The 22,521-nt window shown below is 61.4% G+C and carries 22 protein-coding genes; 10 read left to right on the top strand and 12 right to left on the bottom strand.

Annotated elements, in window-relative coordinates; translation table 11 throughout:
- Positions 1-35: 35 nt before the first annotated feature.
- Together scpA and X744_RS151420 are read right to left on the bottom strand one after the other, a co-directional pair.
- Positions 36-2,156 (bottom strand): methylmalonyl-CoA mutase, encoded by a 2,121-nt coding sequence (gene scpA, locus X744_RS151415; protein WP_023760502.1) that lies wholly within the window; start codon positions 2,154-2,156, stop codon positions 36-38.
- Entirely contained in the window at positions 2,153-3,595 is a 1,443-nt protein-coding gene (locus X744_RS151420) for a methylmalonyl-CoA mutase subunit beta (RefSeq protein ID WP_023760501.1), read from the bottom strand. The genes scpA and X744_RS151420 overlap by 4 nt, the downstream gene beginning before the upstream one ends.
- Positions 3,596-3,929: 334 nt before the next feature.
- On the opposite strand from X744_RS151420, the gene X744_RS151425 reads away from it, so the two are divergent.
- Positions 3,930-5,477 (top strand): helicase HerA-like C-terminal domain-containing protein, encoded by a 1,548-nt coding sequence (locus tag X744_RS151425; protein WP_023760499.1) that lies wholly within the window; start codon positions 3,930-3,932, stop codon positions 5,475-5,477.
- Between the two features lie 35 nt (positions 5,478-5,512).
- On the opposite strand, the gene X744_RS151430 is transcribed toward X744_RS151425, so the two are convergent.
- Both X744_RS151430 and X744_RS151435 read right to left on the bottom strand, forming a co-directional pair.
- Positions 5,513-6,337: a L,D-transpeptidase gene (locus X744_RS151430; RefSeq protein WP_023760498.1), complete on the bottom strand. Its 825-nt coding sequence runs from the start codon at positions 6,335-6,337 to the stop codon at positions 5,513-5,515.
- A 172-nt stretch (positions 6,338-6,509) separates the two neighbouring features.
- Entirely contained in the window at positions 6,510-7,172 is a 663-nt protein-coding gene (locus X744_RS151435) for a haloacid dehalogenase type II (RefSeq protein ID WP_023760497.1), read from the bottom strand.
- A gap of 155 nt (positions 7,173-7,327) precedes the next feature.
- Here X744_RS151435 and X744_RS151440 point away from each other — a divergent pair, with 155 nt between their 5' ends.
- The 4 genes from X744_RS151440 to X744_RS151455 all read left to right on the top strand — a co-directional run bounded on the left by X744_RS151440 (position 7,328) and on the right by X744_RS151455 (position 10,622).
- Complete coding sequence (locus tag X744_RS151440) at positions 7,328-8,206, top strand: branched-chain amino acid aminotransferase (protein WP_023760496.1); 879 nt, start codon at positions 7,328-7,330, stop codon at positions 8,204-8,206.
- A gap of 107 nt (positions 8,207-8,313) precedes the next feature.
- The gene (locus tag X744_RS151445) at positions 8,314-8,916 is read left to right on the top strand and encodes a superoxide dismutase (protein WP_023760495.1); all 603 of its coding nucleotides are present in this window, start codon (positions 8,314-8,316) and stop codon (positions 8,914-8,916) included.
- Positions 8,917-9,224: 308 nt separating this feature from the next.
- Complete coding sequence (locus X744_RS151450) at positions 9,225-9,662, top strand: cytochrome c (protein ID WP_023760494.1); 438 nt, start codon at positions 9,225-9,227, stop codon at positions 9,660-9,662.
- 9 nt (positions 9,663-9,671) lie between these two features.
- Positions 9,672-10,622 carry a cytochrome c gene (locus X744_RS151455; protein WP_023760493.1) on the top strand — a complete coding sequence of 317 codons (951 nt, stop codon included), beginning with the start codon at positions 9,672-9,674 and terminating at the stop codon, positions 10,620-10,622.
- Positions 10,623-10,720: 98 nt separating this feature from the next.
- On the opposite strand, the gene X744_RS151460 is transcribed toward X744_RS151455, so the two are convergent.
- From X744_RS151460 to X744_RS151470, 3 genes are all read right to left on the bottom strand, one after another.
- Positions 10,721-11,122 (bottom strand): SET domain-containing protein-lysine N-methyltransferase, encoded by a 402-nt coding sequence (locus X744_RS151460; RefSeq protein WP_023760492.1) that lies wholly within the window; start codon positions 11,120-11,122, stop codon positions 10,721-10,723.
- 140 nt (positions 11,123-11,262) lie between these two features.
- Positions 11,263-11,889 carry a LysE family translocator gene (locus tag X744_RS151465; protein ID WP_023760491.1) on the bottom strand — a complete coding sequence of 209 codons (627 nt, stop codon included), beginning with the start codon at positions 11,887-11,889 and terminating at the stop codon, positions 11,263-11,265.
- Positions 11,886-14,009 (bottom strand): S9 family peptidase, encoded by a 2,124-nt coding sequence (locus X744_RS151470; protein WP_023760490.1) that lies wholly within the window; start codon positions 14,007-14,009, stop codon positions 11,886-11,888. Before X744_RS151470 ends, X744_RS151465 begins: the two co-directional genes overlap by 4 nt.
- Before the next feature lie 621 nt (positions 14,010-14,630).
- Between X744_RS151470 and X744_RS151475 the strand changes: the two genes are divergently transcribed.
- Complete coding sequence (locus X744_RS151475) at positions 14,631-15,056, top strand: MucR family transcriptional regulator (protein WP_023760489.1); 426 nt, start codon at positions 14,631-14,633, stop codon at positions 15,054-15,056.
- Between the two features lie 110 nt (positions 15,057-15,166).
- Here X744_RS151475 and X744_RS151480 read toward each other — a convergent pair whose 3' ends face one another.
- Both X744_RS151480 and X744_RS151485 read right to left on the bottom strand, forming a co-directional pair.
- Positions 15,167-15,595 carry a SufE family protein gene (locus X744_RS151480; RefSeq protein WP_023760488.1) on the bottom strand — a complete coding sequence of 143 codons (429 nt, stop codon included), beginning with the start codon at positions 15,593-15,595 and terminating at the stop codon, positions 15,167-15,169.
- A gap of 101 nt (positions 15,596-15,696) precedes the next feature.
- Complete coding sequence (locus X744_RS151485) at positions 15,697-16,050, bottom strand: DUF5330 domain-containing protein (protein WP_023760487.1); 354 nt, start codon at positions 16,048-16,050, stop codon at positions 15,697-15,699.
- A gap of 536 nt (positions 16,051-16,586) precedes the next feature.
- Between X744_RS151485 and X744_RS151490 the strand changes: the two genes are divergently transcribed.
- The 3 genes from X744_RS151490 (at position 16,587) to X744_RS151500 (ending at position 19,588) form a co-directional block, all read left to right on the top strand.
- On the top strand, positions 16,587-18,335 hold the full coding sequence (locus X744_RS151490; protein WP_023760486.1) for an ATP-binding protein: 1,749 nt from the start codon (positions 16,587-16,589) through the stop codon (positions 18,333-18,335).
- Positions 18,310-19,122 (top strand): peptidoglycan-binding protein, encoded by an 813-nt coding sequence (locus X744_RS151495; protein ID WP_023760485.1) that lies wholly within the window; start codon positions 18,310-18,312, stop codon positions 19,120-19,122. Before X744_RS151490 ends, X744_RS151495 begins: the two co-directional genes overlap by 26 nt.
- A gap of 118 nt (positions 19,123-19,240) precedes the next feature.
- Positions 19,241-19,588, top strand: coding sequence for a DUF1491 family protein (locus tag X744_RS151500; RefSeq protein ID WP_023760484.1), 348 nt, complete (start codon positions 19,241-19,243; stop codon positions 19,586-19,588).
- On the opposite strand, the gene X744_RS151505 is transcribed toward X744_RS151500, so the two are convergent.
- Positions 19,566-20,603, bottom strand: coding sequence for a hypothetical protein (locus X744_RS151505; protein WP_023760483.1), 1,038 nt, complete (start codon positions 20,601-20,603; stop codon positions 19,566-19,568). The genes X744_RS151500 and X744_RS151505 overlap by 23 nt on opposite strands.
- A 210-nt stretch (positions 20,604-20,813) precedes the next feature.
- Here X744_RS151505 and X744_RS0137460 point away from each other — a divergent pair, with 210 nt between their 5' ends.
- Entirely contained in the window at positions 20,814-21,002 is a 189-nt protein-coding gene (locus tag X744_RS0137460; RefSeq protein ID WP_023760482.1) for a hypothetical protein, read from the top strand.
- A 98-nt stretch (positions 21,003-21,100) separates the two neighbouring features.
- On the opposite strand, the gene X744_RS151510 is transcribed toward X744_RS0137460, so the two are convergent.
- Both X744_RS151510 and X744_RS151515 read right to left on the bottom strand, forming a co-directional pair.
- Positions 21,101-21,670, bottom strand: coding sequence for a DUF1254 domain-containing protein (locus X744_RS151510; protein ID WP_023760481.1), 570 nt, complete (start codon positions 21,668-21,670; stop codon positions 21,101-21,103).
- On the bottom strand, positions 21,663-22,247 hold the full coding sequence (locus X744_RS151515; RefSeq protein WP_023760480.1) for a DUF1214 domain-containing protein: 585 nt from the start codon (positions 22,245-22,247) through the stop codon (positions 21,663-21,665). The genes X744_RS151510 and X744_RS151515 overlap by 8 nt, the downstream gene beginning before the upstream one ends.
- Between the last annotated feature and the right edge of the window lie 274 nt (positions 22,248-22,521).

Here is a 22,521-nt window from a genome sequence, read left to right as displayed (position 1 = left end):
CGCCGTGCGTTGCAACAATTATTATAACAAGCCTGTCAATCGGAAAGCAGCCGGTCCAGCAAGCGATCCGCTGCTTCCGGAATGACCGTGCCCGGCGGGAATATCTCAGCCGCGCCTGCTTTCAGCACCGCGTCATAGTCCTGTGGAGGGATGACACCGCCCGCGACGATCAGCATGTCGCCGCGGCCGAGCTTCTTCAGCGAGTCGCGTAACTCGGGGATCAGCGTCAGATGCCCTGCAGCCAGCGACGAGGCGCCGACGATGTGGACGTCTTGTGCGACCGCCAGCCTGGCGATCTCATCGGGTGTCTGGAACATCGCTCCGACGGTGACGTCGAAGCCGAGATCGGCGAAGGCCGTGGCGATAACCTTCTGCCCACGATCATGGCCGTCCTGTCCCATCTTGGCGACGAGTATACGCGGCTTGCCTCCGGTCTTCTTCTCGAAGGCGTCAAGCTTCTCCTGCAGCCCGTCGACAACGGGATGATCGCCAAGGGCTTTGCGATAGACGCCGGAAATGGTCTGCACCGTAGCGACATGGCGCCCAAAGGCTCTTTCCAACGCCAATGAAATCTCGCCTACCGTGGCACTGGCTCGCGCGGCCCGGATGGCGAACTCCAGCAGGTTTTCGTTACCCCGTGCGGCACGGGTCAGTGCATCGAGTGCGGTTTCGACGGCGGCGACGTCGCGCGTGCCCTTCAGCAGTTGCAACTTCGACAATTGCCTGGCCCTGACCTCGGCATTGTCGATCTTCAGCACGTCGACCTCCATGTCCTTCTCCGGACGATAGGCATTGACGCCAACCAGCATCTGTTCGCCGGAATCGATGCGTGCCTGCGTACGCGCTGCCGCTTCTTCTATGCGCAGCTTGGGAATGCCCTGTTCGGTCGCGGCGGCCATGCCGCCGAGCGCCTCGACCTCCTCGATGTGGGCAAGCGCGCGGGCCGCCAGGTCATGCGTCAGCCGTTCGAGATACGCCGAGCCGCCCCACGGATCGATGACGCGTGTCGTGCCGGATTCCTTTTGCAGAATGAGCTGCGTGTTGCGGGCGATCCGTGCCGAGTGGTCGGTCGGCAGCGCCATCGCCTCGTCGAAGGAATTGGTGTGCAGCGACTGCGTATGTCCCTGCGTCGCCGCCATCGCCTCGATCATGGTGCGTATGATGTTGTTGTAGGGATCCTGCGCCGTCAGCGACCAGCCCGAAGTCTGGCAATGGGTGCGCAGCGATAGCGAGCGCTCGTCCTTGGGCAAGAAGTTCTTCTTCATCAGGGTCGCCCACAGCAGGCGCGCGGCCCGCAGTTTGGCGACTTCCATAAAGAAGTTCATGCCGATCGCCCAGAAGAAGGACAGACGCGGCGCGAAGCGGTCGATATCGAGGCCCGCAGCAACGCCGGCGCGGGCATATTCGATGCCGTCGGCGATCGTATAGGCGAGCTCCAGGTCGGCGGTCGCGCCGGCCTCCTGCATGTGATAGCCGGAGATCGATATCGAATTGAACTTCGGCATGTTCTTCGACGTGTAGGAGAAGATGTCCGAAACGATCCGCATCGAGGGTTTCGGCGGATAGATATAGGTGTTGCGGACCATGAACTCCTTCAGGATGTCGTTCTGAATGGTTCCGGCAAGATCCTTCTGCGCAACGCCCTGTTCTTCCGCCGCGACGATGTAGAGCGCCATGATCGGCAGCACCGCGCCGTTCATCGTCATCGACACCGTCATCTCGCCGAGCGGAATGCCGTCGAACAGTTGCCGCATGTCGAGGATGGAATCGATGGCTACCCCCGCCATGCCGACGTCACCGGCGACGCGTGGATGGTCGCTGTCATAGCCGCGATGCGTGGCAAGATCGAAGGCGACCGACAGCCCCTTCTGGCCGGCGGCAAGATTGCGCCGGTAAAACGCATTGGACTCTTCGGCCGTCGAGAAGCCGGCATATTGCCGGATGGTCCAGGGCTGCTGGATATACATGGTCGGGTAGGGGCCGCGCACGAAAGGCGGCAGCCCCGGATAGGTGTCGAGATGCGGCAACCCCTTGAGATCGCTTTGATTGTACAGATGCTTGGCGACAAGTCCTTCCGGCGTCGTCCGCTGGCCTTTGACCTCGACGGGTGCGCGGGGTGGCGGGACCCAACCGATCTGGCTGAAATCGGGTATCAAGAGGCGGCTCCGATGGATTGGTCGATGCGGACCGGAAACAGCGGCTCACAGATGGCAACGCCTTCGGTGAAGGCAGGCCGCCGTTCCGCCGCCAGCGTCTCGACCGGACTTTCGCCTTTCAGCGGGTAGAGCGTGGTGCCGATGATGACCCGCTCGCCTGCCTGGTAGGCTGCATTGCGCTGCGCTGCCGCAGCGTGAACACGCTTCTGGATAAGCCCCTCCTGAAGGCTGGACAAGACGCCGCCCTCGGCCTCGATTGTTTGCAATTGCGCCCAGGCCATCTCGCAGAGTTCGTTGGTCAGCGCTTCGACCGCGCCGGAACCATAGGCAGGATCGGCGACGTGATCGATATGGCTTTCATTCGCCATGATCAGCTGCGTGTTGCGGGCGACACGACGGGCAAAACCCGCCGGCAAGCCATGCGCGATCGTGTGCGGCAGGATCGAGATCGAATCGGCGCCTCCGGACGCCGCGGCAAAGCAGGCAATTGTGGTGCGCAGGATGTTGGTCTCCGGATCCATCGCTGTCATCATCCGAAACGACGTCTCGGCATGGATGTTGGCCGTGGAACTGGGGATCGAGCAGGTCTCCTGCACCCGCGCCCAGAGCCTGCGCAGCGCCCGCACCTTGGCCATAGACAGCAACTGGTCCTGGTCGACGCTCAGTGCAAAGCCGATATGCGGCGCGGCATAGACAAGCGGCTGCCGTGCCGTCTCGAACATTCTGAGATAGGATATCGCCGAAGCCAGCATGATGCCAAGCTCCTGCGCTTCCGTCGCACCGGCATTGTGGAACACACGTCCGTCCGCTTCCAGCAGCACGCCCGGAACGCCCATCGAGAAGAAATGCGCCAGCGACTGCGGCATCGAAGCCTGCAACGCCTCGATCGACATGCGCAGCCGGCCGGTTCCGGCGAAGATCGCCGCCGGATCGATGCCAAAGGAGAGGTTGAGTTTTGCCGGGTCTGACCGGCGCTTGCTCAGGAACGCCACCAGCCAGTCGGCCACGGCGCGGCTCCAGGGATGGGCGTCGATGCGAACCTGGACGCGGTTGAGCGGTACGCCGTCCAATACCGTCTCCAGTGCTTCCGCCGTTCTCGGCAGGCCGTAGCCGAACGCGTTCGGCGCCCCTTCGAAGACAAGTGACAATCCCGTGGCGCCTTGCGCTACGTCGTCTAGAGCCTGGGTTCTGGCGCGCTCGATATCCGGATCGTCGATGCGCTGGCTGACGATCCACGGCGATTTCGGGTTTGCGCGCACGGTCGGTTCTGCCGCTGTGCTGCGGTCGTAGAGCGGTTCGATGCGGATGTTGTCGTCGGTATGCGAGACCAGCTTCTCTTCGAAGGATGCGCCGGCGAGTGCCTTTTCCGCCAAGGCTCGCCATCGCTGGCGCTCGGCGTTCTCTGGTTCGACATCCCTGGTCAGGGCTTCGGCGGCCATCCGTCTTCCTCGCTTTATGCGCCCGCACCAGCCTGGAGCGGTTCAGTCTACGGTCCTCGGTTCGATATCGCAATCCAATGCGTTTTCAGCGGCCGAATTCGATCCAAAAGATATAGGTCGGCCCACGTGCACGAACCATGAACGATTGCCAAACACCGGCAAAATCCGCAAGCTTCAAAAAATCGATTGGAGGGTTGCCCCTGATTGAACGATTGCCACGACTTGGACGAATGGTTCCGACTTGAACGAATGGCATTGTCGCTGTGCAACGGCCTCACTATACCTGCGGCAAGGCCACTGGCTTTAAACACATCAGTTTGCGGAGACCGGACATATGGCTGACGACACCAGTATTTTCATCGGCGCCAGACGCAAGCCCGACGACAGCTATCAGCGTGCCGAGCAGTTGTTGCTGCAATATGGCAATCGTCATGGCCTGGTGACCGGCGCCACCGGTACCGGCAAGACCGTCACCTTGCAGATCCTGGCCGAAGGTTTTTCCAACGCCGGCGTGCCGGTGTTCTGCGCCGACATCAAGGGTGACCTGTCCGGCATCGCGATGATGGGTACGGCGCAGGATTTTCTCGTCAAGCGGGCCGAACAGGTCAAGCTCGACCCCTATGACTTCCAGGAATTCCCCGTCATTTTCTGGGATCTATTCGGCGAACAGGGTCATCCTATCCGCGCCACGGTTTCGGAAATGGGGCCGTTGCTTCTGTCGCGCCTGATGAACCTGACCGAGGCGCAGGAAGGGATCATGAACATCGCCTTCCGCCTGGCGGACGAGGAAGGCCTGCTGCTGCTCGATATGAAGGATCTGCAGGCGCTTTTGGCCAACATCGCCGAGCGCGCCGAGGAGATCGGCTCGCGTTACGGCAATGTGACGAAGCCATCGGTCGGGGCTATCCAGCGAACGCTGCTGGTCCTGGAGCAGCAGGGCGCGGCAAACTTCTTCGGCGAGCCGGCACTGCGCATCGCCGACATCATGCGCACCACCCGCGACGGGCGCGGCGCCATCAGCGTGCTTGCCGCCGACAAGCTGATGATGAATCCACGGCTTTACGCGACCTTCCTGTTGTGGCTGATGTCGGAACTGTTCGAGGTGCTGCCGGAAGTCGGCGATCCGGACAAGCCGAAGCTGGTGTTCTTCTTCGACGAGGCGCATCTTCTGTTCGACGAAGCACCCAAAGTGCTGGTCGATCGCGTCGAGCAAGTGGTCCGGCTGATCCGCTCGAAAGGCGTCGGCGTCTATTTCGTCACGCAAAACCCTTTGGATATCCCTGAAAAGGTTCTCGCCCAGCTCGGCAATCGCGTACAGCACGCGCTGCGCGCCTATACGCCGCGCGAGCAGCAGGCGGTGAAGACGGCGGCCGAGACGTTCCGGCCTAATCCAGATTTCGATTGCATGACCGCCATCACTCAACTCGCCACAGGCGAGGCGCTGGTCTCGACGCTGGAAGCCAAGGGGGTTCCGTCGATGGTGCAGCGGACACTGATACGCCCGCCATCGTCGCGGCTTGGGCCCATCACGGTGGCCGAGCGCCAGAAGCTGATCCAGGAAAGCCCGGTCGCCGGCCAGTACGATCAGGTCATCGATCGCGAATCGGCCTTCGAGATGCTGCAAAAAAAGGCCAAGGATGCGCAGGATGCCGAGGAGCAGGCGCAGCAGGCCGGCAGCGGTCGCTCGCGCTGGACGATTCCGGGCTTCGGCAACGACGAGTCCGCGCCGCAATCCGATGGCAGGCGCTCGCCTGCACCGCGCCCGTCCAACCGCCAGACGGTGGCCGAGGCGGCGATCAAGTCGGTGGTTCGATCCGTCGGCTCGTCAGTCGGTCGGGCAATCGTTCGCGGCATCCTGGGCAGCCTGTCGCGGGGGCGTTAGGACCGGAGGCAGCGGCGTTGCCGCCGCCCGTCGGATCAGAAGATCGAGTTGGTGATCTCTTTCAGAGGCCCGAGCAGGATCGATCCTTCCGGCACGCCGGCGTCGATCGGGATTGCCCGGCGATTCGCAGTCGCCACCACTGGCTGGCTGGCATCGCTGGTGACGACAACTGGTGTCTTCGAGGGCACGCGATCATAGAGATCGATGATATCCTGGTTCATCAGGCGTACGCAGCCTGACGAGACGGACTTGCCGATCGACCGCCATTCTGGCGAGCCGTGCAGGCGGTAAAGCGTGTCCACGTTGCCCTGGAAGAGATAGAGCGCGCGTGCGCCGAGCGGGTTCTTCAACCCGCCGGGCATGCCGCCATTTTCGGCGCTGTATGGTTTCAATTCCGGCTGCCGGGCAATCATTTCATCCGGCGGCGTCCATTTCGGCCACTTCTGCTTCCACTGGACGACGGCATCGCCGGACCATTCGAAACCGGCGCGGCCTAGGCCGACACCATAACGGATTGCCTGGCCCCCCGGGCGAACCAGGTAGAGGAAATGGCCAGTGGTATCGACGACGATCGTTCCCGGCTTCTGCCCGGTCGGATCGGGAACGATCTGGCGCAGGAACTGCGGATCGATCCTGTCGAACGGGATCGCCGGCAAATCGAAGCCGCCATCACTGATCGCGCCGTACATCGTCACATAGTCGGTCAGCGGCGGCTCGATATAGGCTGGCGGCGGTGGCTCGACCGGCCCCGGTCCGGTGGTCGCGCATGCGGAAACCGCGATCGAAGCAGCGCCTAAGGCTGCGGCGTTGAGAAAGCCGCGACGGCTCAGGCGATAGGATTCGATTTCGATTTTGGACATGGTTGCCTTCTTTAAGTCTCAAATCGCAACAAAGCGTCAATGCGCCGATCGCTGCGCGGGTGCCTGACAACACCTGGGGCGATAGGCGGTTCCGATTCTGGCCGGAAGGTGGACAAACCAAGGCGAAGCTGTGACTGCGTTGCCACTGTGGCACCAGGGACACACGCGCGTCTCAGCTGCCTGGCACCAAAGCTTCGAGCGACGGCAGGATCAGGGCCGGCGGGAAGTCCCGGTATTCTTCGGGCTGGTTGGAACGGTTGATCCACACCGTGCGAAAACCGAATTTGGTGGCGCCTGCGATATCCCAGCGATTGGAGGACTGGAAGGAAACCGCGCCCGGGTAGAGGCGCCAGCCGGTGGCGACCATGTCATAGACCGCCGGATCGGTCTTGAAGCGCTGAACCGCATCGACGGAATAGATGTCGTCCAGAACCTGATCGAGCGCAGCGGACTTGACCGCTGCCTGGAGCATTTCGGGTGAGCCATTGGACAGGATCGCCAGCCTCGCTCCCGAAGCCTTGAGCGCCTTGAGCACGGCCGGCACTTCCGGATAGCAATCCAGCCGCCAGTAGGCATCCAGCAAGATCGCCTTGAGGCTGGGATCGGCCGAGGGAACCTTGCGCAGGGCGAAATCGAGCGCCTGTTCAGTCAACTGCCAGAAATCGGCATAGGCACCCATAAGCGTACGAACCCAGGAATATTCGAGTTGCTTGGCGCGCCAGATCTCGGACAATAATTGACCGTCCGGACCGATCCGATCGGCATGACGGCGTACGGCGGCATGCACGTCGAACAGCGTGCCATAGGCGTCGAAGACATAGGCGGCGTATTGCATGAAGACAGTTTTGAGGGCAGGCGCGACAAGGTGCAAGCTTTGATTGCACGGCGCCCCGTCGCTGGCCTCAACAAAACTATTCAATGCCGGTTGACGGCGCCCGCCAAAGCATCTTCCAATGGCTCCCACGAGACCGATTGAGGCGGGACAACACGATGACACTGGCGGCTGCGGCGCAATCCACGACATGGACTTTCGTCGATGGTGATTGGCACGAGGGCAATGTCGCCATTCTGGGGCCGCGAAGCCACGCGATGTGGCTCGGCACCAGCGTGTTCGACGGAGGCCGCTGGTTCGAAGGCGTCGCCCCGGACCTCGAGCTTCATGCCGCCAGGGTGAATTCTTCGGCGATTGCACTCGGCCTCAAGCCGTCGATGAGCGCCGACAAGATCGTCGGGCTGACATGGGATGGGTTGAAGAAGTTCGACGGCAGGACGGCGGTCTACATCAGGCCGATGTACTGGGCCGAGCATGGCGGCTACATGGGCGTGCCGGCCGATCCCGCCTCGACCCGCTTCTGCCTTTGCCTCTATGAGTCGCCCATGATCCCGCCGACCGGCTTTTCGGTGACCGTGTCGCCGTTCCGGCGCCCGACCATCGAAACCATGCCGACCAATGCCAAGGCCGGCTGCCTCTACCCCAACAACGGCCGTGCCATTCTCGAGGCCAAGATGCGCGGCTTCGACAACGCAATGGTGCTCGACATGCTGGGCAACGTCGCCGAAACCGGAACATCGAACATCTTCCTGGTCAAGGACGGCCACGTGCTGACGCCGGCACCGAATGGCACCTTCCTGTCCGGCATCACCCGCTCGCGCACGATGACTCTGCTTGGCGAATATGGCTTCAAGACCACCGAAAAGACGCTGTCGGTGCGCGACTTCCTCGAAGCGGACGAGATCTTCTCGACCGGAAATCATTCCAAGGTGGTGCCGATCACGCGTATCGAGGATCGCAATCTGCAGCCCGGGCCGGTGGCCAAGAAGGCGCGCGAACTCTATTGGGAATGGGCGCATTCGACTTCCGCCGTCTGAGCGGATAAAAAGGCGATCGGCGCTCCATTCCGGAGTTGCCCCAACCCATTCCAGACCTATCTTAGTCCGGTATCGACACCGGATTTTTCCACGAGGGAGTACTGTCCATGGCTTTTGAACTGCCCGCTCTGCCCTACGACTACGAGGCCTTGCAGCCTTACATGTCGAAAGAGACGCTGGAATATCACCACGATAAGCACCACAAGGCGTATGTCGACAACGGCAACAAACTCGCTGTCGAGGCCGGCCTGGGCGATCTGTCGGTCGAAGAGGTGGTCAAGCAGTCGTTCGGCAAGAATGCCGGTCTCTTCAACAATGCCGCTCAGCACTACAACCACATCCATTTCTGGAAGTGGATGAAGAAGGGCGGCGGCGGCAGCAAGCTGCCGGGCGCCCTGCAGAACGCGTTCGATAGCGACCTCGGTGGCTACGACAAGTTCAAGGCCGACTTCATTGCCGCCGGCACGACGCAGTTCGGCTCGGGCTGGGCCTGGGTTTCAGTCAAGGACGGCAAGCTGGCGATCTCAAAGACGCCGAATGGCGAGAACCCGCTCGTCCATGGCGCGTCTCCGATCCTCGGCGTCGATGTCTGGGAACACTCCTATTACATCGATTATCGCAACGCCCGGCCGAAATATCTCGAGGCGTTCGTCGACAGCCTGATCAACTGGGATCACGTGCTGGAATTGTACGAAAAGGCTCGCGCATAACCCCGAAAATCGGATTCGATTTTCAAAAAAGGATCATGCGCAAAATCAAAGTGTTGCAGCGTCCTTTGCACGCCTGAGAAGGCGCGCGGATGGCCTGATCGATCCCCAGAAAGACCCGGCAATCTGAACTGACCCCCGAAAGTTGGAGATCAACCTTCGGGGGTTTTCACATCCCGAGGGCCCTTCTTTACGGGGTCGCGGCCCCTGGCGATCAGGTTCGGCAAAAACGTCCGCGACGAGGGGAATATTCCACTCGCCGCATCCGTTAACGTCCTGTCCTGAAATGCCTTCATCACGGAGCCAAATGAATGAGAAAGCTTGTTATCGCCATCTCTATGCTTGCACTCGCGGCATCGGCGGCGTTTGCCGACCCGATACTTGATCGCCAGGGTTTGATGAAGGAGCGTGGAAAGATCGCCGGCGGCCTCGCGAAAGTGGTCAAGGGCGAGGAGCCGTTTGATGCGGCGGCCGTGCTGACACAACTTCAGGCGCTGCAGGCGAATGCCGAGAAATTCGATGCCGATGTGCTGTTCCCGGCAGGCAGCGATACTGGCGACACGACAGCGGCGCCGAAGATCTGGGAAGACATGGCCGGTTTCAAGTCGACCGAGGACAAATATCTCGCCGACATCAAGGCAGCGACCGCCACCGCTCCCGCCGACATCGATACGCTGAAGACGCAGTTTGACGCGATCACTTCCAATTGCGGCACCTGCCACAAGACCTATCGGGTGAAAAAGAGCTGATAGCGGGCGATGCCCTGGCTGAGAAAACTCGTCGGCGCCCTGGTCATTCTGGGAGCAGTCGGCGCGGTCGCCGGGTGGCTGCTGTCGGCGCCGGTGAGGCTCGACGGTGAGACGCTGGCCAAGCTGGGGCCCGGCGACGCGGTCAAGGGCAAGCGCATCTTTTATGCCGGCGGTTGTACTTCCTGCCACGCAAAACCGGGCTCGCAAGGGGATGCCCGGCTTCAACTCGTGGGTGGTCTCGCACTCAAGACGCCGTTCGGAACCTTCGTACCGCCCAACATTTCGCAAGATCCCAAGGACGGCATCGGCGCCTGGTCGGTCGAGGACCTCGCCAACGCCATGCTGAAGGGCGTCTCGCCCTCGGGCGAGCATTTCTATCCGGCATTTCCGTATGCATCCTACACGCGCATGAACCCGGCCGACATTGCCGACCTCTACGCCTTCCTGAAGACGTTGCCTGCCGCCGCCGGCAAGGCGCCCGCGAATTCGCTCGGTTTCCCCTTCAACATTCGTCGCGGTATCGGCCTGTGGAAACTGCTCTACCTCCGTGACCAGCTGGTCGTTGCATTTCCCGACGGTACGGCTGGCCCGGTGATGGCCGGCCGTTACTTGGTCGAGGGGCCAGGCCACTGCGGCGAATGTCACACGCCGCGCGACTTTGCCGGCGGCACGAAAAAGAGCGAGTGGCTGGCCGGCGCCGTGGCTGCCGAAGGCAAGGGCGTCGTGCCCAACATCACATCGGGCGAGGGCGGCATTGGCGATTGGTCGGGAGCCGACATCGCCAACTATCTTGAAACCGGCTTCACGCCGGACTTCGATTCCGTTGGCGGCGCTATGGTCGACGTGCAGCGCAACATTGCCCAACTAACGCCGGAGGACCGCGCTGCGATCGCCGCCTATCTCAAGGCAATCCCGCCGCATCCAAACGGCTATCCGGCGCGCAAGAAGACGGCGAAGTGAACTGATGCATGTCGCTCAACGTGCACAGCGGTCTTGACCGACATGCACAAAAGCCAAGAACCAATGCGCGTCGTTTGACTCCGTACAAACGATACGCGTCAGTCTTCGTATGTCGGGTGACGGTCGCCCAGAAAATCAAATCCCGTCTCGAAGAAATGATTGTAGTTGCAGGTCAGTTCCTCGCCCGGCGCGATGTCGCGAAGCGCAAAGCTTTCCTCGGGCGAGGAGACGTCGCAATTCGGCTCGTCGGCGTGGTTCATGTAGCGCGCGTCGTCGGCTTCGAAGACGATATAGTTCGGGTCACGCCGGTCGGGATAGGAATAGCGGTCGAGATAACTCTTCACCGGTCCGTCCTCGCGCTCATAAGTCTCGACCTCAATGATCCGGTCGAATCTTGGGTCCAGCTTCCAGATCAGCGTGCCGCGGGGAATGTAATTCTTGGCAAAGACGCCGATGCCCTGGATGGGCGATTTGTCGAGATAGACGTTGACGAGCAGCATGGTGGACCTTTGCGCGATTGGGGGCTGTCGGGCTTGGAAAAAGCCGCGCACTGGGTAGCGCGTGGTCATCGCAATTGCGAGTGAAATGAGCAAGGCGGAACTCAAAAAGTCATGATCGCCAGGGTGCTCGGCGCTCGCCGTCAGCGCTGCTGCAGCGCGAGCCGAACGCCCAGAGCGCAGTAGATGCCGCCAACAACCTTGCCTTGCCACCTCAGCACCGTCGGATTCCGGCGCAGGAAGGTGCCGAGCCGGCCGGCGCTTACCGCAAAGACAACCGTGCTGAAAAGGCCAAGCACGACGAAGATGGTTCCCAATGTCGTCAACTGAAGCATCACCGATCCGTTTTCAGGCCGCACGAACTGAGGCAGGAAAGCAAGGAAGAAAAGTGCGGTCTTGGGGTTGAGCACTTCGGTCAGGACAGCCTGTCGAAACGCATTGCCGGCCGAAATCGCGAGCGCACCGGCAGCCGGGTTGCCCGGCGTTTTCTCGATGATCGCGCGAATGCCGAGATAAACCAGGTAGGCCGCGCCAATGTATTTTATGAGGCTGAACAGAGTCGCCGACGTGGCGATAATCGCTGAAATGCCGACCATTGCCATGATGGTGTGAAACACATCGCCGGCCGCGATCCCTGCGCCGGTCGCGATGCCAACCTTGGTTCCCGAACTCGTTGCCCGGGCGATCGTCAGCAGGGTGGCGGGGCCCGGAATGAAGACAAAGCCGAGTACGACCGCGATGTAAGCGATCAAGGTGGTGAGATCGATCATTTGTGGGTTTCTCCTGCAACATGGGCTTTGCCCATCACCTTCAGTGTAAAGGAATAGGTGTAGGCGATCTCCTCCAGCCGCGAAAACCGGCCGGAAGCACCGGCATGTCCGGAATCCATGTTGATCTTGAACAGCACCGGATTGTCGCCGCTCTTTCGATCGCGCAGTCGCGCCACCCATTTGGCCGGCTCCCAATAGGTGACGCGCGGATCGGTGAGACCGGCCAGCGCCAGAATCGGCGGATAGTCGAGCGCTGCGACATTGTCATAGGGCGAGTAGGCGGCGATGGTCCGATAATCGTCGGCGGATGCAATCGGATTGCCCCATTCCGGCCATTCCGGCGGCGTCAGCGGCAGGCTGGCGTCGAGCATTGTGGTCAGCACGTCGACGAACGGAACCTCGGCGACGATGCCGCCGAAACAGTCCGGCGCCATGTTGGCGACGGCGCCCACCAGCATGCCGCCGGCCGAACCGCCTTGCGCGACGATCCGCTCATGCGCCGTGTAGCGCTCGGCAACAAGGTGGCGCGCACAGGCTATAAAGTCCGTGAATGTATTCATCTTGTGCGCCCGCTTGCCGTCGTCGTACCAGCCATAGCCCTTGTCCTTGCCGCCACGGACGTGGGCGATGGCGAAGACGAAGCCGCGGTCGACCAGCGAGAACCAGTTGGTGTTGAAGGCGGCCGGCACGGTGATGCCATAGGAACCGTAGCCGTAAAGCAGGCACGGTGCGGATCCATCCAGCGGCGTGTCGCGATGATGCAAAAGCGAGATCGGCACCAGTTCGCCATCGCTGGCCGGCGCCATCAGCCGCCGCGTCACATAATGGTCCGCGTCATGGCCGGACGGTACTTCCTGGGTCTTCAGCAGGACCCGCTCGCGGGTGCGCATATTGTAATCGAACACCTGGGCCGGGGTCGTCATCGACGAGTACGAAAAGCGCATGATCTCGGTGTCGTACTCATAGGAACCCGACAGGCCGAGCGAGAAAGCCTCCTCGTCGAGGGATAGAAGATGCTCCTCGCCGCTGGTGCGGTCGCGCACGATGATGCGCGGCAGACCTTCCTTGCGTTCAAGCCGGACCATGTGGTCCTTGAAGCCGATCACCGACAGGATCAGCCGGCCGGGCTCGTGCGGCACCAGTTCCTGCCAGTTGGCGCGGACCGGATCGCTCGCCGGCGCCGTCATGATCTTGAAATCCTTGGCGCCGTCGGCATTGGTCAGGATGAAGAAGATGTCGCCGCCTTCTTCCAGATCGTACTGAAGGCCGATCTCGCGCGCCGAGACCAGTTTTGGTTCGGCAAACGGATCGCTGGCGCTTAAGAGGCGGTACTCCGACGTCTCGTGATCGTTGATGCCGATCATGATCCATTCGTTGCTGCGGGTGCCGTCGACATCCATGAAGAAGCCGGGGTCGGTTTCCTCATAGATCAGCCGGTCGCTCTGTGGGCTGTCGCCCAGCGCATGGAACAGCACCTTGGACGGACGGTGATTGGGATCGAGACGAGTGTAGAAGAAGCCGTCATTGCCGGCGCTCCAGACGCCAGAACCACCGGTGTCGGGGATCTGGTCAGCCAATTCCTTGCCATCGGCAAGGTCGCGCACGCGAAGCGTGTAGAATTCGGAGCCCTTGTCGTCGAATGCCCATAAGAGCTTGGCGTGGTCGGCCGAGTGATCGACGCCCCCAAGACGGAAATAGGCCTTGCCCGCGGCCTCCGCGTCGCCGTCGAGCAGGATATGCTCGGCGCCCCCGTCACGCGCCATGCGGAAATAGCGCGGCTGTTCGCCACCAAGCTTGAAGGACGAACCATAGGCATAGGGTCCGTCCTTCATCGGCACGGAAGAATCGTCTTCCTTGATGCGGCCCTTCATCTCCTTGAAAAGCTTCTTTTGCAGTTCGACCGTGTCGGCCATCAGGCTTGAACTGTAGGCGTTCTCTGCCTCAAGTTCGGCGCGGATCCCCGCATCGAGCAATGACGGATCCCGGAACATCTCCTGCCAATTGTCGGCTCGCAGCCAGGCATAGTCGTCGGTTCGCGTGATGCCGTGATGCGTGTCGATAACCGGCCGCTTCTCGGGCGTTGGCGGGCTGACGTTCGGAAATGCGGATGTCTTGGTCATTGCGTCTCGCATTGGAAGTATCTTGCTAGGGAAGTACCCTGACTCGACATCGTCAACCAGCCGGCGTGGAGACAGGAACAGAAGTTTGCTATCGCTGGTGCGAGGTCTGGCATGACCCTATGCAGAACGGCAAGTTCGTCACCGGGTTGGCCTGTGGCAAATACATCACCCGCATTGATTGACGCGGCAGCGGTTAGCTGATCCGGCCGGACTCAGCCGTGTCGCCCGATTTCTTGCGCGACGGCGGCAACCTCTGGTTTTGTGATCAAATCTGAACAACCAAGCTTGCGCCCTGCAATTAGCCAAGAAAAATCAAGCATTGAAACCTGCCTCGTGAGTTGCCGGGAATGTAACGGAAGGCTGACGTTGCGTCAGGCGTTGCTGGTTGGCGCGAGAAATATCGACAAATTATACGATACACGAAAGATTGAAGCTGATCGGGGGACAATTGATCAACATCGTTCAATATAGCGGGAAGGGCGAATTGACTTACTTGGTTCGCAGGCTCATTGATGTGCCCGCGACACGAATCGCAGAAGCTCTGTCTGCGTCAAATTCGTGCGATGCCCTGGCTGTTAAAAGGGCGCCGATCGAAGTAACTCTTGTTGGGGCCTGAAGACCATGGATATTGTCGAAACACCTTCCAGAAACAGCGATGCGCTGATCGAGTTGACCGCCGATGTGGTGGCCGCCTATGTCAGCAACAATCCGGTGCCGGTCGGCGAATTGCCGAACCTGATATCCGATGTCCATACCGCCCTCGGGCGTGTGGGCGGAACCGGCGAACAGCCGCCTGCCGACAAGCAAAAGCCGGCGGTCAACCCGAAGCGCTCGGTTCACGACGACTACATCGTCTGCCTTGAAGACGGCAAGAAGTTCAAGTCGCTGAAGCGCCATCTGATGACCCACTATGACCTGACGCCAGATCAGTATCGCGAAAAGTGGAATCTCGATCCGACCTATCCGATGGTTGCACCCAACTATGCCGCTGCCCGGTCCCAGCTCGCCAAGAAAATGGGTCTCGGCCGCAAGCGCAAGGCGCGGTAATCGCTGCCAGCAGATGTATCGACCCAAACGGCGCCTTCGGGCGCCGTTTGGCTTTGCTGGGCGGTAGCGCCGATCGAGGAGAGCAATTCCAGGGAGAGTGTGAAACGCGTTCAGGCGGTCTGCTTGAGCGCCGCCTCGGCGTCGCGCTTGATGCGCTTGACCATCGAACGAAGGCCATTGGCGCGCTGCGGCGACAGATGCTCGTCGAGGCCGAGTTCTTTCAATGTCGCTTCCGCATCGGTCTTCTGGATCTCGCTGGCGGTCCTGCCGGAAAACAGCGCCAGCATGATGGCGACCAGGCCACGCACGATATGAGCGTCCGAATCGCCGGTGAAGGTGACGACCGGATCGGCTCCAGGCCCCTGTTCGGTGGTCAGCCAGACCTGGCTGACGCAGCCCGGCACCTTGTTGGCGGGGTTGCGCTGCTCGTCCGGAAACGGCGGTAGGGCCTCGCCAAGTTCGATGACGTAGCGATAGCGGTCTTCCCATTCCTCAAGGAAGGAAAAATCGTCGCGGATAATCTGGATCGTGGTGGTCATAATGCCGGATATAGTTACGCGGCGGCGCCGCGTCACGGAAAAAACAAGGACACCGCGGGCATCGAGAGGTCGGACGGCCCGCGGTGCGCCGTCGAAACGGCTCAATTCCGTGTCGGCAGGTTGACTGTCTCGGGCAAGACGACGTCCTCCTGCACGCTGCCGGTCAAAGTCGATGTGTCAGGGCCGGCGGCGGACTTGTCGTCCAGCATCGCTGCCGCGATCTTGGCGGTCTCCTTGGCGCGGGCGGTGATGGTGTGCATCGCCGACTTGCCGGTCTCGCAGACATCGGGCTTGCGTTCGCAAATGCCGGCGATGTCGCCAACAGCTTCGCGTGCGGCAAACAGGGCCTGGATCGGCCCGACGCTTTCACGGCCCGATTCATCGGGTCCAACAGTCAGCGGCAGCGCCAGCAGCACCAGCGAAAACCAGAAAGCCATTCTTATCAGGAAGACCATGCCCTTGCCCTCTCGTCGTGACCGGATCATGCATCCATATGGCATGACCTCTTTTGTGGGCAGGATGTTGGCACACAGGCGCAAAGGACGGCTTGCAGGCAAAGTGAGAATTTTCCTCAAATTTTAGGCAAATTCGAAACGCGCCATTGTGAAATCGATTTGTCTCAAATCCGAATGATTTTTCTTAACGCGGGATAACCATCTATCTGTCTGCTTTTTTTGCTTTTTTGCCAAAACCCGAGAGTCCGGACGCCGCGTGCACTCATCCGACGGGGACCGTCGCCGAATAACCCTCCGTTTACTATGGCTGCATTTGCGCGGGCTTTCGGCTGCCGGCATCCCGATATTTGCCGCAGGCCGGGGGCCTGGTCGGCTCTGCCTTATCCATTCCTTAAACGCTGGATGCGAGTTTCGGAGCCAACCAGAACGATCTGCAAAGCAGAGTTGTCCACGACGATTACGGGTGCGTTGAGTTGAGTTCAATCAAGGCCAGATACGTCGAATTGCCTGGCGCGATTGCCGCCGGTTGCGAACGTATGGTCCATCCGTCCATTCTTGGGCAGAGCGACCGCGAGCGCCAGCGCCGCTTCATCGGCGTCATGCTCGCCGCTCCTTTCTTTGCTGCTGGCGCCGCGGTCACGCTGGTCACTTCAGGCATGGGCGTCGCCGTCACCATGGCCGCCATCTTCGCGGCCTTTGGCCTGTGCTGGTTCATCGCCTTGCTGGTGGCGGCAACCGGCAAGATGGCGATAGCAAGTCAGGTTGCCCTGGCAGCGGCGGGCGTTTCTCTCGGCAGTCTGATTGCCGCCGCGGGCGGGCTGAGTTCGCCTGTCGCCATGCTTGTCGTGGCGCTGCCATTCGAAGCCTGGTGGATCGGCGCCTCGCGGCGTGCGGCACTTTGGGGAGCCGTGTCGACCGCTGCCGCCATCCTGGTTCAGCCTCTGGCTGCAACCGTGTTACCGTTCGCGGGAGCGCAGATTGCTGCATGGCACTGGCTGGTGCCGTTGGCCTGGGCGCTCACGCTGATCCCGCGTGCGTCGGTGCTTCGCGACACGACCGATGCATCCGATCTCGTGAAGACTGCCGATAGGCTAGAAGACATTATCGATGCGGTGGTCTTGCGGGTCGCCCGTCATGGCGAGGTTATCGAGGCTTCGCCAAAGGCGCGCACGCTTTTGAAACTGCCGGCCGAACTGCTGTCGGGACACGGCTTCTTCGATCGCATTCACCTGTCGGATCGCGTCTCCTATCTCAGCGCCCTGGCCGACATGCGCGATGGCGCGCTGTCGCGCCGGCTCGAATTGCGCATCAGACTGCCTCAAAACGGCAACGGCCAAAATGACAACCGCTTGGCGGCCGACAATTACCGGCCGTTTTCGCTCGATCTGGTGCGGGGTGAGGAACAGGGCGACGTCTTCACGCTTGTCCTGCGCGAGAATGACGAGATAGCCCGGCTGCGCGAGGAACTCGCGGCGGCCAATGAGGCGGCCGCGTCCGCCGAGGTGGCGAAGGGGCGCTTCCTGGCGGTGGTGAGCCATGAATTGCGCACGCCCTTGAATGCCATCATCGGCTTCTCGGACATGCTGTTGCATGAGATGTTCGGCGCATTCAAGGATCCGCGGCAGAAGGAATATGTCGGTTTGGTGAGGGATTCGGGCCAGCATCTGCTTGCCGTCGTGACCTCGATACTCGACGTGTCCAAGATAGAATCGGGCGTCTATGCGACCGAACCGGAGCCGTTCCGGTTCGCGGAAGCGGTCGACATGTGCCAGTCCATGATGCAGGTGCAGGCGCGGGCCAAGAACATCGATCTGCAGGCGCAGATCGCGCCGGACGCTGGCGACATCAATGCCGATCGGCGTGCCGTGCAGCAGATGCTCATCAACCTGGTCTCCAATGCGATCAAGTTCACCCCCGATGGAGGCGATGTTGTCGTCGGCGCCAAGCGGATCGGTTCGCGTCTGCATTTTTGGGTCAGGGACACCGGCATCGGTATCGCCGAGGAGGATTTTGCCAATCTCGGCAAGCCTTTCATGCAGATCCAGAACGACTATACCCGCCGTTTCGAAGGGACAGGTCTTGGCCTTTCGCTGGTCAAGGGCCTGGTGGCCTTGCACGATGGCACGATGTCCATCGAAAGCATGCCGGGCGAGGGCACCACGGTGACCATCAGCCTGCCGGTGAACGGACCGAAGGGACGTCAGGCGGAGAAGGCCGGCGTGCTGACCATGCCTGTGGCTATGGCGAAAGGGGACAGAAATGGCTCGCTCCGCAAGACAGCCTAAGAAGGCGGTCAAGCGCCGCAGCAATGCCTTTCAGGATGGTGCCGTCGCCGTCGGCGGCATGATTTCGCGCAATCCCGTCCTGGTGGGTGGCTCGACGGCATTCCTGGTGACGCTGTTCTACGTTTCCGCGAATGCCTTGTGGTATCAGCCTTTCCCGCATGCCGGCGCGTTCTTTGCGACCCGCAGCATCGCGGGCTTTCCGCGCGCAACGTCGGACGAACCGGAGACGACATTCAACATCGTGCGGCCATCCGGCGCGCCGGCACCGATCAAGGGCGATCCGGTGGTCGAGCAGGTGCAAGGCATTCTCAAGGATCTCGATTTCTATTCCGGAACGGTCGACGGCATTTCCGGGCCCAACACGCGTAAGGCCATCCAGGCTTATCAGCAGAAGGTCGGGCTCAACACGTCCGGCGAGATCGACGCACTGCTGCTGGATCAATTGGGCGCGACGCCGAAAACCGCCTCCGTCGTACCCAGACCGCAGCCGCGCCCGGATACGCCGGTCGCCGTTCCGGTGTCTTTACAGACGAATTCCGGGCAGACGAATGCCGAGCAGACGAATGCCGGCCAAACGAATGCCGCGCAGGCGCCCGATGCCCGCATCGTCAAGATCCAGGCCGGGCTCAAGGCGTTCGGCAACGACGATATGCAGTTGGACGGCGTCGTCGGCGCGCGCACCAAATCTGCGATCAAGGAATTCCAGTCGTTGTTCGGGCTGCCGCAGACAGGCGAGCCCGATGAGATCGTCTACGTCAAGATGCGCGAGATCGGCCTCACCAACTGACGGCTGAAACGACGGCTCGCCGAGCGGCTGAAATATCGATAGAGCCCCTTGTTACCATGCATGTCGTTGTCCCAAAACCGCGGCACATTTAGGCGACATGCATTAGCGGAGTTCTCTCATGCGCGTCACATCGGATCTATGGGTCTCGGCCCTGTTGCGCCGGGTTTTCAGTGCTGGCGGATTTGCGGCCGTGGTCAAGCGCGGTGCGACCGAGGCCGGCGCTGTGTTCGTCGTGACGCGGGGCAGGCTGGGCGAGGTTGCCCTGTTCGGCCCGGCGCCGCAGACGAGCTACGATTCGGCCAAGCCCGACGAGCGGTTTTTCACTCTGCTCGGGGCCGGCGACGATGCCGCCTTGCTCGATGCCAGGCTGGAAAGGGAGAAAAAATTCGATCCCGACATCTGGGTGGTCGAGATCGAGGCCGGCACAGTGCCGGTCGAGGAGCTCATTTCCGTGAAGACGCCCTGAAGCCGGAGGAAGCCGCCGCATCCTCAGTGTTCGATGCCGTGTGGGTGTCGCTGTTTGCGGGTGCTGCGCCGCGACCCACCTTTGAAAGAGTTTCCGATTTCCAGAGCCGCACCTTGTCGGCGGCCGCCTCGCGGTGCAGGAGCCGGTAGCGGTCGAGAAAGGTGCGGATAGCCTGCGGGTGCGGGAACTGGCTGGGATAGACCGCGACCGTGATCAGGAATGCCCTATCCTCGCTGAGGTCGAGCGAGCGCAGTGCGGCAAGCAGCGACGCGTAGTTCTGGCTGGCGGTGAGCGCGCGCGCGATCGAGAAATCGGTGTCGAGCGCATCGGCGAGTGCGGTCTGGAAGAACGCGGCGTTTCCCGTCAGCGCCGTCTCGCGCAATTTCACATAGGTATCGGCGCCTGTGAGAGAATCGGCGCTCATTGCCGTCGCCTCGTCGCCGGTGCGCATCATGGAACGCAGCCTGCGCCGCGCGCTTTCGGAGGCAATGCCGGCCACCTGTCCTCTTCCGGGCTGTTCGGGGGCAGGCTCGGTGCTGGCAGGCGCGATCTTGTCTGCCGCGATGGCGTCCGCTTCCGGCTCCCGCCTTCGCACCAGAGTTGGCCTCTCGAGCGCCCGGATCAGATCGGCAATGGTCGGGTTCAGGTCCTTGCGGCGCGCGATGGCACGTGCATGCGGCAGTCCGTGCCGCCCGATCAGCGCGATGAGATCGATGTTGCTAACGGCGCGTGAACGGATGAGCAAGGGAGCGGCAATGTCGACCGGCTCCTCGCAGAGGCGGCGCACCAAAGCGGGCGGGGCATATTCGCATTCGGAGAGGGCAGCCGCCACGTAACGGCGAGATTCGACGGATACATCGTTGAACAGCGGCAGCGTCAGGTCTTCGAGCTGGCCGATCTCACGGCGTGAAGGGCGGGTGAGCGAGCAGAATGCCGACACCGCGGCGCGGAACAGCCTTTCGGCCTTTCCCGAATCTTTTCGTACCGCGATTTGCCTGAAGTCCGAAGATGACACGAAGGATACGCCCGATGACAGACACAATCTCGGCCACGCTCGACCGGGACGGTGCCGGTTTCGCGAGTGCCCCGGCCAGAACGTCCTGACCTCTAGACAAAGATCAAGTTAGCGACGATCCGTTAGCGCTCCGTTAACCCTCTGCCGGCCTTAATGATATTTGGAGGCGTTGCGTTGTGCTCCGGGGAAACCGAGAGGAATGCGCGAACCATGGGCATGGTACTGTCTTTCGTGCCGCGTACGGCACCAAACAATCGAGCAAAGCAAGCCGCCGAAATGCCGGCGGCGGTGATCATCTTTCCCGGCATCCGCTACGAGCGGTCTCATGCCGGCGAGGTGCGGCCGGTCGACCCCGACAAGCCGGGATCGCCAGGGAGCAAGCCGGTTCCGCACCACTAGAGCAGTTCGCCGTTTCACGGAAACGGCGAGCCGCTCTAACCCTTTGTTTTGACGCAATTCCGGACGGAAAACCGTTTCACACTTTTCCTGGAATTGCTCTAGAAGTCCTGCAACTCGCAGGAACTCTGCTCGAAGAAGCGTGACACGCTCGGCTTCCAGCTGTCATCGGGCACGAAGGCACGGATGACGAAGATGCCTTCCTCGATCGGCGCTTCGACAAAGATCGCTCCCTGAAGCTCCTCGGGAAGCTCTTTGCGCACATCGATCATCTGCGCCGGCGTCAGCACGACGGCATCCAGCACGCCGCCGGTCGCGGTGTGGTCGTTGAAGGAATAGATGTTGTGGCCGCTGCGGTCATAGACCGACACCGACCAGAACGGAACATGTCCAGGCGCCTTGATCCGGACCATGCCTTCGCCCAGGTCGAACCGGCATGCCGTTGCGTAAAACAGCGGATCGACGGATTTCACCACGGGTGCGCCACCAGCTTCGGCATCGAGCCGCGTCATCTTGTAGAGATCCGACGCCATGGACAGACGCGACCAGGCATCGCGTTCGGAAAATTCAGGCACCAGAAACAGCACGACGATGTGCACGATGCCGGCGCCGAGCAGGCCGAGCAGGACCGCATGAAAAACCCTACGCATCGCCGCATACAAACTACGCATCGCAGCCGACCTTTACGATCCGCGGCAGCGAAACGTCCGAGAGGCCGGTGCTGCTGGCGATCGGCGTGTCGTAGAAGGTCAGCACGAAATACATCCTGCCGAAACCGTCGGTCAGCAGCCAGTTGCCCGGCATCGGGCGATGGCCGGCGGAAATGATGACCGAATTGTCGGGCTGCCGCACAACCCCGTAGGATTGCAGCGCCGCAAGTCGGGGTCTGCTGGTTTCGACCACGCCGAGCGACTGGTCGGCGGCATAGAGCGTCCAGAACCGTGCCGTCGGAAAACCACCCTCGATCGTGTAGGTGCATTCGCGCTTGAGCTCGGCGCCGCCCGCGTCGCGCTCGGCCACGAAGGACAAGCCTTCGGCGCGGCCGAGCGCAAGCACGCCCTCGCGCGCCACGCGGGCCTTGGAATAAGGATCGGCGGACGGCGTGCCGATGTCGGGAAAGGCCCTCCATTGGCCGATCCGGATGGCGCCGACACCATCCTGGACCTTGAGCGCATACCAGACGCTGCCGCCGCCGCCGACGATGGCTATGGCAAGCGAAAGCAGCGTCAGGAAGGCATTCTTGAGCATGAGGGGCCGGGGATAAGAAGAGTTGCCGCTCGGAGATATCGCGGCGTGGGGGCTTGTGGCAAGCGGCGGGCGTGGGATTACAGGGCAACGAACCAGGGGTGACGGGTTCCTTCGCAGCCTTCGCCGGCGCATTGGCCGACGGAGCATCAAACGAAAAACCCGCCTGCGCGGCGGGTCACTGGCGCAAATCAGCACCATAGATAAATATATACCGTAGCTGAGGTCACGAAGTCAAGAAAAAATTCCTATCGTGAAAAGCTGCCGGCACAAAAGC

It is taken from the genome of Mesorhizobium sp. LNHC252B00 (assembly GCF_000502955.1).
Taxonomy (GTDB): Bacteria; Pseudomonadota; Alphaproteobacteria; order Rhizobiales; family Rhizobiaceae; genus Mesorhizobium.
This window is presented reverse-complemented; position numbering and strand designations above follow the sequence as displayed.